8 protein-coding genes and 1 pseudogene are annotated in these 14532 nt (G+C 58.1%); 1 reads left to right on the top strand and 8 read right to left on the bottom strand.

Translation table 11 applies throughout. The annotated features are described in order from the left end of the window. Nucleotides 1-8: 8 nt before the first annotated feature. The 4 genes and pseudogenes from E3U26_RS03365 to E3U26_RS03380 form a co-directional block, all read right to left on the bottom strand. Nucleotides 9-3140 (bottom strand): helicase-related protein, encoded by a 3132-nt coding sequence (locus E3U26_RS03365; RefSeq protein ID WP_499105451.1) that lies wholly within the window; start codon nt 3138-3140, stop codon nt 9-11. Nucleotides 3141-3171: 31 nt separating this feature from the next. Beyond that, nucleotides 3172-3597, bottom strand: coding sequence for a type II toxin-antitoxin system VapC family toxin (locus E3U26_RS03370; protein WP_028710726.1), 426 nt, complete (start codon nt 3595-3597; stop codon nt 3172-3174). Between the two features lie 3 nt (nt 3598-3600). Next, nucleotides 3601-3849 (bottom strand): FitA-like ribbon-helix-helix domain-containing protein, encoded by a 249-nt coding sequence (locus tag E3U26_RS03375; protein ID WP_028710727.1) that lies wholly within the window; start codon nt 3847-3849, stop codon nt 3601-3603. A 71-nt stretch (nt 3850-3920) separates the two neighbouring features. Further along, nucleotides 3921-4709 (bottom strand): annotated as a pseudogene (locus E3U26_RS03380) (IS5 family transposase). Nucleotides 4710-5067: 358 nt separating this feature from the next. On the opposite strand from E3U26_RS03380, the gene E3U26_RS03385 reads away from it, so the two are divergent. Continuing rightward, nucleotides 5068-6221, top strand: a protein-coding gene (locus E3U26_RS03385) for an IS3-like element ISPfe1 family transposase (RefSeq protein ID WP_114537220.1) whose coding sequence is annotated in 2 segments (ribosomal slippage) — nt 5068-5314 and nt 5314-6221 — 1155 coding nt in all. Because the reading frame shifts where the segments join, the coding sequence is not laid out codon by codon here. 162 nt (nt 6222-6383) lie between these two features. On the opposite strand, the gene E3U26_RS03390 is transcribed toward E3U26_RS03385, so the two are convergent. The 4 genes from E3U26_RS03390 to E3U26_RS03405 are packed head-to-tail and all read right to left on the bottom strand — an operon-like array spanning nt 6384 to nt 14504. After that, on the bottom strand, nt 6384-9203 hold the full coding sequence (locus E3U26_RS03390) for a DEAD/DEAH box helicase (RefSeq protein WP_499105452.1): 2820 nt from the start codon (nt 9201-9203) through the stop codon (nt 6384-6386). Then, a complete protein-coding gene (locus E3U26_RS03395; protein WP_499105453.1) occupies nt 9196-10623 on the bottom strand; it encodes a hypothetical protein in 1428 nt (475 codons plus the stop codon). Before E3U26_RS03395 ends, E3U26_RS03390 begins: the two co-directional genes overlap by 8 nt. A 57-nt stretch (nt 10624-10680) precedes the next feature. Beyond that, nucleotides 10681-12012, bottom strand: a complete 1332-nt coding sequence (locus E3U26_RS03400; protein ID WP_499105454.1) for an McrC family protein — start codon at nt 12010-12012, stop codon at nt 10681-10683. Then, the gene (locus tag E3U26_RS03405) at nt 12009-14504 is read right to left on the bottom strand and encodes a DUF8426 domain-containing protein (protein WP_499105455.1); all 2496 of its coding nucleotides are present in this window, start codon (nt 14502-14504) and stop codon (nt 12009-12011) included. Before E3U26_RS03405 ends, E3U26_RS03400 begins: the two co-directional genes overlap by 4 nt. Nucleotides 14505-14532: the final 28 nt, after the last annotated feature.

The following is a 14532-nucleotide window of genomic DNA, read 5'->3' on the forward strand; positions in this document are numbered from 1 at the left end:
CATCACCCTCAATTCAATTCCATCCATGCCTTCAGGATCGGCTTCACGCCGACAGGGGCCTGGACCTTGCGCAAGTATGTTTTCGCGATGTGCTTCTCGACGGACTTTCGTACCGCCGAGAGCTTCTCCTGATCGATCTGAACGCGCCGGGGCGTTTTGGGATCGCAGCGCACGAACTCGATGATCCGGGAGGCATCCTCCAAGATTGCATCGCTTTCGAGATCAGCCAGATACCACTTCACGTCGCCGGCCTCGGCGGACCAGACGTCCTGGCCGTCGCGCTCCGAGGCCTCGCGATCATGGGCCGGCCGCGAATAGCAGAAGAATACAGCGCGTGCGCCGCGCTTGGAGTGCTGCTTGCCAGAAAATACCGAGTCGGGCAGGCTGGAAAGATGTGCCTCTAGTTCCGGATCGGCTGCAAGCAGGTCCTGCCATTCCAGATGCATCTGCTCATCAGGGCTCGCGGTGCCTTCATACTGCTCCGTGAAATTTCGCAGATCCTCATAGTCGTCGTCCTCGCGCAGCAGCTTCTTGCCCTCGATGCCGAGCGTCTTTGAGATGCGCAGTGTCTTGTGTGAGACACGGTTATAGAGCCGAAGGAGTTCATCGAGCTCGTCAGGCGGCAGGAAATTCCAGTAGCCGACGGTTCCGCGCAGGTCCTTCTGGTCCGGATGATCGGCGAGTATCTTCTCCTCGATGACCGGGTTCATGCGGCGATCAACACGACCAATCCGCTGCATCAGCCGCACCGGATTCCAGTGCAGGTCATAGTTGATGAGTCGCGTAGCGTCCTGAAGGTTCAGCCCTTCCGAGAGCACATCGGTCGATATCAGCACCCTGATCTCGCTCAAGCCCCGTTTCGCAAGGTCTGAGGAACTCGACTCATTGTAATAGGGCGCGAATCTTTGGATGACCCGCGAGCGATCCCCCTTTGTGCCACTGTCGATCTGATCGACACCCTCGATGCCGGCCTCCGCCAGCTGGGCCGCCACATAACGCGCCGTCTCACCAAACTCCGAGAAAATGATCACCTTCTGATCCTTCAGAATCGGATCATTCTTCAGCAGCTTCTTCAGCTCGTTCAGCTTCTTGTCCTGAGAAGGTTTGAACTTTTCAAGCTCGTTCAGGAAGTCGGCGAGCTGGTCCAAATCTTGGATCGTGTCATGCACGATCTTCTCGATATCAAATTCGTCGCGGGCAAGCTTTTCAACGGCGTCCCGCAACTCCTCTGGATAGAGGTCCTCTTCGCCCTCAGCTTCATCAAGGAAGTCAAGCTGTGGTTTGTATCCGATCAGCTTTCCATTGCGCCGCTTCCAGCGCTCAACGGCCTCCCGTTCGTGGTCGGTTTCCGCATTCACGTCCAACCAGGCCAGTAGCTTGTAGAGCAGCCGCCAGCATGACAAGCGAAACGCTTCTGCTGAGCTTTCAAAGCGCTTCAGGAAATTTGTTCGGATCAGCGCCACCACCTGCTTCCGGCGGCCCTTCTCCATGGCGGGGATGATCTCGGGATCATTGCCCTTATAGTAGGCATACGGGTTGTAGATGCCGAGGGTGAAGAGCGGAACACGTTTGTGGAAGGCATCGGCAACCATCTCAAGCAGCTTCCCATATGTCTGCTTGACCGAGTAGTGCGCCACCTTTGGCTTGCGCGGCTCCGGGAATACAACCGCGCCTCCACCTTCGCGCTGCATACTCGCCTTCACATAGCTTCGGCTTCGCTGAACGACGAGCGCATCAAATAGGGAGTCTGTCGCAAACAAGTCACCAATGTCAGCGGCGTTGATCTCTGCGACCTCTTCATCCCCATTCGATCGCAATTGACGCTCAATCGATCGTTCCAGCTGTCGGATGTGGCCCGCGAGCGAATGGATGCCAAGCGGTGCATCGGCGAAATGATCTGCGCGGTGTCGTGAGAACAACTCGACCATATGCTGGAAATCCAAGAGGCTGTTGTTGATCGGCGTGGCCGTGAGCATGTAAAGTTCCTTGCCCTCGGCGAGATCATACAGGTGCCAGTATCGAGATTTGCGCTTGGCACCCTCTTCACCACGGGTGCCGGTGTTTCGAAAGTGATGTGCCTCATCGATGATGATGACATCAGCCTGGGCTTTAACCTGCTCCAGTTCCTCCTGCATCTTCTCGCGCATCAGGTCCGTGTGACTAAAGATTTTCAGCCGACTGAACCCCTTGAACACATCCGGCAGCCGGTTCCTGAGCTCCCGCTCCCAAACCGGCGACTTGGCCGACTTCGGAACAAACAGGGCGACGTTCTTTTTTTCATATTGAACAAAACGTTCAATCAGCATGAGCCCGATGAAGGTCTTGCCCAGACCAACCCCGTCGCACAGGAAAGCACCGCCGTATTTCCCAGCCCTCTTGAGCAGCGCCCCGTATCCGTCCCGTTGGTATTTCGCGAGGATCGGATAGAGTCTTGACGAGTTCTTCTCCCACTCGGTGGCGGTCTCCTCATGTCCGGCGAAATAGAGCTGCATCGATCGCGCATAGACATCGAACGGGGAATAATCGCGCGTGTGGCGCTCAATGGTCTTGAGGACTTCGTCCGAAACGTCCTCGGCTTCTTCCCAGCGTTCCTCATACCATTCCTGCAGAACGGCAACCGGCGTGCCCGTGATCTGGACGTTCAGTTCAATGTTCTGGGTGAGGCCTGGGACCGTGAAGTTAGAAGAACCGACAAGCGCGGATGATCCGACCACTTCGAGCCGGGCGTGTGTGATGTAGGCTTTGGCGTGGAACTTGTCCTTCCTATAAACCCGGCACTCGATCTTGCCCGACCGTATCGCCTCGACGATCGCTGGAACCCCCTTCAGGAAGTGGTTCTTGTCCTTTTCCTGTTCGATGCTTCTGTTCAGGCGTGAGGCAATCTGTCGAAGGCCGGCTTCGAATGCGCGCTTGGTGCGTTTCGAGACCTCATCCCCCATCAGGATGCGGATATGATCAACCTTTTGCCATTCGTCGCCGAGCGCGAGCAAGGCGCCGATTTCGAAATATCCCGTTGCAATATCGATTGATTTAGAGAGCTGGCACCAGTCGTGGAGGTACCGGAGCACCTTCCATTCATCGGCGCTATTATCGACGATGAACAGCTCACTGCCGGCCTTGTGGCTTTCCCTTTTCGGCATCAAACCAACCCATATTCTGAACGAAGACTGATCACGACGACTCACCCCAGGGGTTGATCAGACCGACGCCGCAGCCTTCGAAGTCAGGGGTGTTGCGGGTGGCGACGGTAGCGCCGCGTGTGCGCGCGATGGCAGCGATCTGACAATGCGCCTGCGCAATCGGCCGGCCGGCAGTACGCCGGCTGGCGGCAATGGTGGCATAGGCCTCGGCGGCGGCACTGTCGAAGGCAAGCACTCGCCCTGCCATGTCGTCGCGCAGGATGCGATCGATTGCGTCAGCCAGGCCATCGCGGTGCTTGCCGTTGTCCATGATCGCTACGCCGTAGCGCAGCTCGGCCTCGGAGATCGCGGTCAGGTAGATGTCGAGCCCGTCCTGGGCGGCGAGCCACCCCTCGACCCGCGGTTCCGGGGTTGGACGTAGAAGCTCGGAGACGACATTCGTATCAACGATGATCACGTTTTACTCCCGGTCGAACGCGGGCGGCTGACGCATCGGCTCACGCGGGGGAAGGTCCAGCTCCACCCCACCCAGGGGCGCGATCCGGGCCCGGATCGCGGCCGCGAGGTTGTGAGCGGGCCTTTCCTGGCCAACAACCTGGCGCAGGATTTCACGGGCCTCTTCCTCCATCGACCGACCGTGCTCGGCAGCGCGAACGCGCAAGCGGCGCTTCACATCGTCCTCTAAGTTGCGAATTGTAATGCTTGCCATGAAGTTCCCCGACCATCGGGATGATGCTAGGCGGCGATTGCATTGCAATCAAGCCATAGCTCGGCACTAGGTCATGTTGACAAATGACGGAGCCAGAGGCGGATCGACGTGATGTCAATGAAGCCGAGAAAGCTTTCCGCCGTCTTGTCGTAGCGGGTCGCGACACGCCTGGCGTTCTTGAGCTTGTTGAAGCAGCGTTCGACCAGATTGCGCAGGCGATACAGCGAACGATCGACACCAATCCGTTTTTTTGCGGGACTTGCGCATCGGTATCACGGGCAGGACGTTGCGCGCCTCCATGCCGTCTCTGATCTTGTCTGCATCGTAGCCGCGATCTGCGAGCAGCACGCTCGGGCGGGGCAGATTATCCACCATCACCAGATCGAAGCCGAGATAGTCCGACGTCTGGCCCGGCGTGATCTCTGTTCTCATAGGTAGCCCGTGCGCGTTGACCAGAAGGTGGATCTTGGTCGTAAAGCCACCTCGAGAACGGCCGAAACCTTGTCGCGGAGTCCCCCTTTAGCGCCCGCTGCCTGATGGTGGGCACGGATCACGGTGCTGTCGATCATTTGCAGGGCGCTTGGCACGGCTCCGCTCTGGTTCAGGGCATCCATGATTTCCTCCCACAGGCCTGCCAGCGTCCAGCGCCGGAACTGCCGATAGACGCTTGACCATTTGCCGAACTCGGCAGGTAGGTCCCGCCATGGCGCACCGGTGCGTGCGATCCAGAATATGCCATCAAGAACGAGGCGGTGGTTGGTGGGCTTGCGCCCGTTCGGGGCGCGGACGGCGAAGATGAAGCGCTCAAAGAACGCCCACTCCTCGTCCGACATAAGGTCTCGTGCCAAGCTGGTCTCCATCGCAGATGCCAGCTTGAATCATGCCCCAAGCCCAAGGGGAATCCCTTTTGTCAACACGACCTAGTTTTCGTTCAGTGAAAGCAGAATGAGCCTCCGATAATAAGTTCGATTTCTGTTCCTTCTCGAAGCGTGTCCCTGAAATCGAAGTGTTCAGCTGGCGTGTGATTAAACAGAACAATGTCAATGACTTGCTGGAAATTTACCAAAACGGCGCAGTCATGAGGTCCGGAGAATATCGGCCCTGAGAGACCGCTTCCGGCCACCTGGCAGCAGGAGCAGTGCTGAGCCCCTGACCTGCCCCCCGGAAGTTCCCTCGCTGTGATGTAGAGTCTGCCCAACCTGAGAAGGAGCAGACGACATGAGGAAAAGCCGGTTCACCGAGGCGCAGATTATCGGGATGATCAAGGAGCAGGAGGCGGGTTTGCCGACTTCCGAGCTTTGCCGGAAGCACGGGTTGAGCCCCGCGACGTTCTACAAGCTCAAGGCGAAGTATGGCGGGATGGACCTGTCGGACGCCAAGCGGCTGAAGCAGCTCGAGGACGAGAACGCGAAGCTGAAGCGCCTTCTGGCCGATGCCATGCTGGACAACGTGGTTCTGAAGGATCTCTTGGGAAAGCCCTGACGACACCGGTGCAACGGCGGGACGCGGTGCTGCGGGCGATGAAGGATCATCCGATCTCTCAGCGTCGGGCCTGTGTCCTGATCGGTGTCGATCCGAAGACGGTGCGGCGTGACAGGCCACCCGACAACCCGGAAATCCGTGAGGAGATGCACAAGATTGCCGAGAAGCGCCGGCGGTTCGGCTACCGGCGCGTGGGCATCCTGCTGGAGCGCAAGGGCATGATCATGAACGAGAAGAAGCTCTATCGCATCTACCGGGAAGAGGGCCTGTCGGTGCGCCGCAGGCGTGGCCGCAAGAGGGCACGAGGTAGCCGGACGCCAATACCAGCGCCGTTGAGGCCAAACCAGCGGTGGTCGTTAGACTTCCTGTCCGACACGTTCGGGGCCTGCCGCAAGTTCCGCATTCTGGCTGTGAACGACGATTGCTGCCGCGAGAACCTGGCGTTGATCGCTGACACGAGCATCTCTGGGGCTCGGGTGGCACGGGAACTGGATGCGCTGGTCAGGATTTACGGCAAGCCCGCTTGCATCGTCAGCGACAACGGAACCGAGTTCACCAGCAAGGCCATCCTGAAATGGGCCAACGCGAACGGCGTCGAATGGCACTACATCGACCCGGGCAAGCCGCAGCAGAATGGCTACATCGAAAGCTTCAACGGCAGCCTGCGCGACGAATGCCTGAACGAGGAAATCTTCGACAGCCTGGCTGATGCCCGCCGCAAACTGGCCCTCTGGCGCTACGACTACAACAACGTCAGGCCCCATTCCTCGCTGGGCAACAAGACCCCGTCCGACGCGCGCCGAGCGCTTGAGCAATCTGAGGGCTCCGCGCCCGGCGCGCTTGCCACACCCGAAACCAACCAATATCAACCCCAAGGACTCTCGTTATGAACGAGGGACGACCGGGGGGCAGGTCACCCCACCCGCATAACCCTCGAAAACAACGGAAAAATCCGGCCGTAGCCGGATCGGGAGAACGCTTTCGCGGGGGCAAGTGGCGGAGGGGATGGGCCTGACGTCGAACGTTCTCCAGATCGGATTGCTCTCGACCTACTAAGTGCGGGGGGATTGACGTCTCCTCTTCAGACCTGCGGCCAAGAACACCGACGAAGGCATGCGGTCGGCTTCGGCCCAGCGCGAGACAAAACTTTCAACAGCCGGCGCAAAGGCCTTTGCAATCAACCGGTCCTCGTCTGCGGGCTTAGATGCCGGCACACTCTCCATTGGCCTCAGCAACAGTGCCGCAAACTCTTCGTGCGGCAGCTCCTTGGCACCGTCCTTGTTGCCAGACAAAGCGATCAACTCTTCCTCTAGTAACTCGCCAGAAAGACCCTGCCAGCGAACCTGATGAACGGCGACCACGTCCTCGTGATCTTCGGCTTCCGTTTGGGCCTCCGCGTACAGTCCGTCGAAAATCAGCCGATCGTTAGCCAGCTCTGAGAGATCACGCACAAAGCCGGCTTCGAAGTCCATAGGAACAAGCGACGGGTCAGCGATTGCCTTTGCGTGGTCAGCCGTCAGGCGCACAATGGTGCGACGGCCGAACTCTGGCCAGCGACCGATATCCTCTTCGCCGAGCTCAATCTCAAGCGTCTTTCCGCCATGCATCTCGGCCCGCACGTCGTATCCGGCGATTGGTGCCATCCCTTTGACAAAGCTGACCATATGCCGAAAGTCGAAGCCGCCTGAAACGCGTGTCTGGTGAGCGGATGCAAATTGCAGAATATCGTCCTCGGCCGCCCGCGCCTTCTGTGCTTCGCGTATGGCTTCAGCGATCTCCTCTTCCGTCTGGTCCATCTTCATGCTTGTCGCACGCTCGAGGATGCTCTCCATGTCGATATAAGACATCAGCTCTCCGAGCACTTCCGCAGCCAATGCATCCTTCATCTCGCCGGCAACGCTCGCCATATCCTGTGCAATCGTACTGACGCGATCCAACAACAAAGTGATCGCGCTGTTGTCGAACCCATCATCCGACTGCAAATTGATAACTTGAACGCGCCGTGTCTGACCATAGCGGTACAAGCGGCCGATGCGTTGAACCAAACGTGCCGGGTTCCAGGGCAAGTCGTAATTCACCATGATATGACAGGCGTCTTGCAGGTTCAGGCCTTCGCCCCCTGCTTCAGTCGATAACATGACCTGAGCCTCTCGGCTGTTGAAGGCGCGGACATTCCTTATTTTTTCATCCAGCGACATCGAGCCATTGATCGCGGCAACCTGCACCTCAGGACATGCTTGCGCAATCGCCTCTGCTAGGTAACTCTGGGTGGCCCTGTACTCAGTAAACACCAAGAGATTTTGGTCCTGTGCTAGAAGCGGCGAAACCACGTCATTTAGAAATGTCTGTAGCTTCGCATCCGATAGGCGAGCCACGCGGATAAGTCTCAGAACGGCCTGAACCTCGCTTGCTTCATCGGCGAAAAAGGCACCAACCTCACCGATTGGCCCAGTTTCCGAAAGGTTGTCATCCCCTTCGAGCTGCTCGTCTGAAGGTATCACCGGCGCCGAAGCGGCATCGAAACCTTGCAGCCGCTCCAATCGACGTTCTAGTGCTCGCTCGATTGCCGCCACGGAGGATGAAGCGAGCTTGCGATACGTCGTCATGACAAATCCGATGGCTCGGCCGATCATTCTATCCTTTGCGTCAGCACTGGCGCGATACCCCTCGCTCAGATACCTTCGGAGCGCCTTGTCCGCAGTGCGCATTTCGATCGATGGGATAACCATGTGGCGAAGCGTGTCGTGACCGCGAAAAATCAGATTGCCTTCTGCATCCGTGACACGGGTCTTCCGGTTGCGAATGATGATGTCCCCAACCACCTCTGGGTTCATTTCTAGCGTTCGGATTTCAGGCAGGAGGTCTGGTCGTACCAACTCCAATAGAGCCGCGAAACGACGAGTTTTACCTTGGTGCGGCGTTGCAGTAAGCAATAGCATCGAATGGGTCCGGTCGCGAAGCTTGTGCGCGAGCGCGTAGCGTTCCGTCTGCTCACCCGTTTCGGACCGACCGAGCCGATGCGCCTCGTCAAACACAATAACATCCCAGAAGCCAGCTTCGATGAGCCGCGCCAAATGCTCGTCGCGCTTCGCGAGATCGAGCGAGATTATGACATTCTCCCTGAGTCGCATCTCGTCGGCGTATTCGGGGCGGAAGTCGCGTTGATAGATCTCGAAGGCACGTCCGAACTTGGCGCGCATCTCATCTTTCCACTGCTTAGTCAGCGAAGAAGGGCAGACGATCAGAACGCGCCTGCAGCGGTTACGCTGCGAGAGGGCGTGAAGAATAAGACCAACTTCAATGGTCTTGCCAAGACCAACATCGTCGGCGATCAGCCAACGCGCCTGAGGGGAAGTTACGACCTTCCGCGCCACATCAAGTTGATGCGGTAGAGGGTCGATGTCGAGACGACCGAAAGCTCCGGTGTTCGCATTCCATATTTGAAGTGCCTTAGACAGCATTCGGAGCCGGAATCGCTCCGCATGGTCCATATGCTGGCCGGTTTGTCGCCTTGCGATCCGCAGTTCGACAGGCATCGCCTGCGCGAGGACACGCCAGTCCAACCACCTGGTTTCTCCGGTCTCTGCGAACTGTACGAGAACCTGCTCGAAACCTGCGAGCGAACGCGTGGCAAGTACAACTCCAGTCCCGAGGCTCAGTCCGCGACCTCGCGGTGGCTTGTGCTGTACTTGCTGTCCAGGAGCATATGCGGGTTTCAGGTCCGATAGCGCAACCCATACTCGGCGATTTCCTGCCATTGCAAGTTGAGCCTCGTTCGGCTCTGCCTTCGGCCTCAGATCATGGATCACCCCGCGCGCCTCGTCTTCCAACTTCACTAGGGCGCCCTTCGATGGATAAAGCGATCTATGCATCCTTGCCTTCCTCTTTTGCCTCGGCTTCCTTTTTTGCTGCAACCCGTTTGGAGTGTGGAAGTAATGACAGAAAGCCAACGTCGCAGCGTCCATCTTTTTTCTCGAAGCGCCAAATCTCACCTTCATTATCTTCGAGTCGGAAGGAACTTGAAGGTTGAACGTCAATGGGCTCCTCGTAATACCAAGATTCACGATCAGCTAGTTCAATGCTCTCGTAATTGAGATTAAGGAAAGCAGGATAGCTCCAGAACCGTGGGTCTATAAAATCACCCTCACTCGATTGCTCTGGCTGCATCTGAAGCCATGCGTTTCGCCAATCGTCAAAAATCCTTCGCTCGGCCTCCACGCGCCCAACCCGATGGATCAATGCCAATGCGAGTTTCCAAGAAAGAGCGCTGCGATAGCTCAACCGCTCCTCTGTCTCCCAGGCGCGCTGCATTCTGTTGAACTTTCGATGAGACCAAAGCCAAGGGGATTCTCGCCAAAGACATTTTAGTTCGCATGCGTCTTCCAGCTCTTCGAGGCTGCAGCCAGCTTGCACCAGCCTTGAGAGAGCCCTGTAACTCGACGAGAACGGGAACTCTTCCAAAACTGCTTTCAAACGACCTTGAAGCAGGGAACGTTGGTCAAGCTTTATGATACGCATCTGGCTGACTAGCCTTGCGGCGTAGTCGTCCAATAGTTGACCATCGGTGATGGTCTCTTCTTCAATAAATGGAAAAAGTAGATCTGGATCTTCCTCATATAGATCCAAATCCAAAAGGTCTTCCCATTGAGCGCTTTCAGTTTCGCTTTCGATCTCCCCTGGGCCAAACTCCGGAAACTTACGGAAATCAGAAACTTCGAACAAATCATCATTGGCGCGGGCGCGTTCAATTTCCCCATCGGCGTCGTAGGAAAGTACAGCTTCCCATAGATCGTCGGCCGGTTCATCGAATACATCGTCGTCGCCAATGAGTTCATCATATTCGTCATCCGCCTCAACAAGCTCGAGATCGGCACTCAATCTCGAAGAATCGGGATTTGGTGGAGCCAAGGCGGGACCCGGGTCCGGCTCATGGTTGGCCGAAACGTCATTCTCCGCTTCAAATTCTGTGAGTGCCTCGGCTGTCGGCGGTTGGCGCCCAGAAACGGGAAATTCCGATTGTATTGGAGCTTTGGCATGCGGGTTACCAGGAGGATCCTCCGCAAGAATTTGAGGCTCAATAAGAAGCAGATCTGGGTGAACGCTGTCTTCGATTACCTGCCGGGGATCGGCCGCCGATTCGTCAGGCTCAGAGCGGGCCTCAGCCTTTGCGGTTCCGGGCATGTATTCGGCTTCGGGGCCACCCCAATCAGACGGTGGGTTTAAATCTGGATGTGTGGGTGCATCCGGAGATACACCCAGCTTGCGTCTAATCTTAGAAAGCAGGCTCTTCATTATTCAGCCGTTTTCGCTAAGGGCAGCGCGCGCAATGTACTCACCAGTCGCATCTGCTCAAACCACTTCATGATCTACTACATCGACGCGCGATGCGCCGAAGACTAGAGAATTGACGACCAGCTGTCGCAAACTCTCTCTTTGGTCTCCCTGAGTGCCGGCGAGATCGTGCGTGGCTACGATCAGCGTTTCATCTGCTCCCCTTTGCGCGATGGAGTACCGGCAACGGATCGGATCGGGCGGCAAGTCGCCATGATGGGGGTACAGCAGTACGACGTTCGGACATTCATATAGCCTTCCGTAGGCCATGAGCTGGTAGACGTCCGCTTGGCTGACACCTTGCTTCGGATCATCGATCCGCGGGGTCATGCGCTTCCACTTGGTGTCGATGATCAGCGCGATCCTCTCGCCCTGCCGGACGATGAGGTCCGGCCTTGTGCGGAAGCGCCCGGTCTCGCCTTCATAAAGACAGTTCCGATGGCCGCCTTGCGACGACACACGAAAGCCCGTGCCGGCCAACGCACGCGACAGGATCCGTTCGACATATGCTTCGAACAAGACGTTCATCTCGAAGAGCAGCGCGTGACCGTCGATAGTCCCCGCGCTCGTCTGCTGGTGGCGGTCCGATAGAAAGAGGCGCGCGAAAGACAGGAGGTCCCGCCAACGACGATTGGTGCGGTCCAGGACGATGCGGTCCCAGCGGAGGGCGTTCGGAGGGACGTCGGCTACGTCGGCGTACACGAAGCTCAGCTCGCGCAGCGCGCGCTGGTTTTCTGGTGCGCCAGATAGACGCGCCAGCTTCCTGACCGCCGCCCGCATGACCTGATTCAGCGCTATGTCCGGCGACAGAGCATCGAAACGGCACGCTAGCTTTTGTGGCGAGACCGCGAGCGTCGAGAACTGCCGTGTAACGTCCAGGCGTCCCCGAAGCGCAGGCAAATCGTCTTCGTGTTCGAGGTAGTGGCGCGGCATCCCCTGCCGGACCGCGTCGGTGAGCTTCGCACAGAACAGCCGGATCAGAATTTCGAGCACGGTCTCGCGCTGCCAGCCGAGCTGCGTCATCGCGCCGGCTTCGATTGGCAGATCGTAGGTCACCGCAAGCATGTGGATGAGGCGCTCCCGGAGTACCGCATCGGACACCCCGCTCTCGCCGCCCCCCTCGATCTTTGGGAGAATCTCCAGTTGGCATCCGGGGGTGGCAATGACGCCGACGACGCCACGTGCGCGGAGCCCCTTTCGCCCGTGTTCCAGCACGCCCTCACCCCCGCGCCCGGAGAAGGTCGAGGCCCGCGCAACCGCGGCAAGCCGGTCTGCTTGCGTCTCCGGGATTTCGTTGTCGCCGGACCCGTAGGCGATACGCTCCCACTCGCGGATCGTGCGGCGGATCATGGCCCGACCAACTTGCTGTAGTCGAAGCCTTCATCAACGGATCGAACCTGCCAGCGAAACCGGGCGACAGCATCGCCGTCCTCGAGGCCCGGAGGCGGATTCAGGATCGTACGCTTGAGAAAGCCACCGGTTATCGAGCTTTCACCCGGTTCCAGGTCGCCAAGCACCGCCGCGATCTTGGCCCAGTCTTCGAAGAAGTATTCTGCGAGCAGCGGGATGACCTTGTCCCGCATAACCTCATCGACATCGGCTCGCGAACGGCACGCGGTGAAGTAGGCGTGACCGATTTGATGCTCCCGATCGTAAAGGTATTCGATCCGCTTGTTGATCGTGTTGAGCAGTCGCGGCAGGTTGATCCCGCATTTCTCGGCAGCGTCTTTGAGGATTGACGCGTCGGGCATCATCTCACGGAAGGTGAACCGGCGCCGGAGTGCAGTGTCGAGAAGCGCGATCGACCGGTCGGCGGTGTTCATCGTGCCGAGGATGTGCAGGTTGGACGGCACGCCGAATTCGTCCCCGGAATAGGGCAAGCGGACCCGCACCGCATTCGGCTGATTGAGCCGCTTGTCGGCCTCGAGAAGGGTGATCAGTTCGCCGAAGACCTTGGAGATGTTCGCACGGTTGATCTCGTCGATAATCAGGACGAACTGATCGGGCTCGCCCCCCCCGTCGCTCCTCTGGCTGTTCATGTAGCGCTCAAGAGCAGGAATATTGAGCTCGCTGTCGTAGAGCAGATAAATCGATTGCTGCATGAAGCCGCGGCTGTAGATCTCGCTGACCGGTACCCCGTCACGATCCACCCAAAGCCATCGCACCGCACGCCGGTGGGCATAGCCCCCTTCCGGCCGTGGCTTGAACTCGTAGTCGCCGACGAACTCCCCAATGGCACGGAACTGCTGGTTTCCCTTCGACACGATCACGATGTCGCCTTGCCGGACCCAGTTCCGGAATCGGAAGGGCATCTGGACCCATCCGGATCTTGCATCTATGTCGCCGCCGCCGTCTCGGTGGTTCTTGCAGGCCTCGAAGATCGCCTCACGGTTGGCGTACTTCTCATCGCTCCAGTCGATGTCGTCGAAACCGAGGAGTGTGTAGCCGTCCTCTATCGCTTCCTCGAACAGGTGCGCGTCCTCGGGGTTGTTCGCTTCGCCGATCGACATCTTGAAGACTTGGCGCCCCTCCAGTCTGATCGTGTCATCGCCCGATGAGCGCCCGCGGCTGGTCTCCGCGCGCTTCGCGATCCGCCTGAATATCCCGTGGACCGTTTCGAGCCGGAAGCCGGCAGACTCCGCCTCGCCGTCTCCATCCGCCCCTGTCATGGGCTGCCGACCTTCGACGAAATCCTCGTAAGACATCGACTGGTGGAATGTGACGAACTCGATGCGCCCGGCCGCCACGAGCCTCTGGTAGACCGCCATGAGTTCGGCCCGATCCTGCGGGACTGGCTCGGCACAGAGCCTCACCGCCTCCGCCGCTGTGGTGAAAGTCTTCCCGGTCCCTGGCGGCCCATAAAGGATGAGGTTGGTTGCGGACGCCGATATCGTCGTGCTCGCTTGGTCCATTGTGTCCGCTTCCGATTTAGATCCAAGTTGGTAGGTAAATGTTGTTGAGCTGCTAGGATTCGGCGCTGAAATCGTGGGCGGCGGCACCTGCGCAAGCTGCTGAAGCTTCTCGCCACCGAGAGTCTGGCAGATATTTGGGAAAGCGTTCTTCAGCCCCATTGCGCTGGCCATGTCTCCAGCATGTATGGTCACAGTCTTCAGGCGTTTCTCCCGAGCCGGCTCGATAAAGTAATTGAGTGCACATAGCCTGATGCGATCAGCGCCTGAAATTAGGTGCTCATATCGTTCGGGGGCTTGGACAGGCTCATCCGCCTGATCAACGATTATGAATCCCGAGTTGTGAAGCCTGGCTGCCGCGTCAGCTTTTTGGCCCCAGCCACCATTCAGCTCAGTCTTCTTCAGGAGGTATCCCACGAGCGGCTTGCTGGGGTAGACGCGGTTCTCACGGTCGCGGCTGGATCGCACCCAGTAGTCCCGCGGATCACCGAAGTGGCGGAATATTTCGCTGTCTTCGCCATACTTTCTGTAGCGATCGAAAGCATCCATTGCCGCTTCAACCTGCGCGCGCGTGAATGGTTTTTTGCCTGGTGCGTCTTTGTCTTGAAGATATCTTTCAAGCAGTTTTTCAATTTGATCTTGATTGCGTACCACCAATACCTGCTGCAGCCCCTCCGCGAGAGCACCAGCCTCCTTTACCTTCAGTCCGGTCGTAGCAAGCTGCTGGCCCGTAGCTTCAGCGCCAATTTCGCCCAGCCAATCGTCCCAGATCACATCGTACCCTTTTGGCCGCCGCTCCAAGACAAGTTTCGCAGGGTCGGACTCGGGTATTACGGCGAGGACTCGCTCGTTCGAGGTTCGATAAATGACGGCTTTCGTGCGACCAGATTTGCTTAGCCGCTCGAGCTTGCCAGTGGATGCAAGTCTGTCCAAGAATTCTTCTGCTTGTCTGCCGTTCAAT

The organism is Paracoccus ferrooxidans (genome assembly GCF_029909815.1).
In the GTDB taxonomy this organism is placed as follows: domain Bacteria; phylum Pseudomonadota; class Alphaproteobacteria; order Rhodobacterales; family Rhodobacteraceae; genus Paracoccus; species Paracoccus versutus.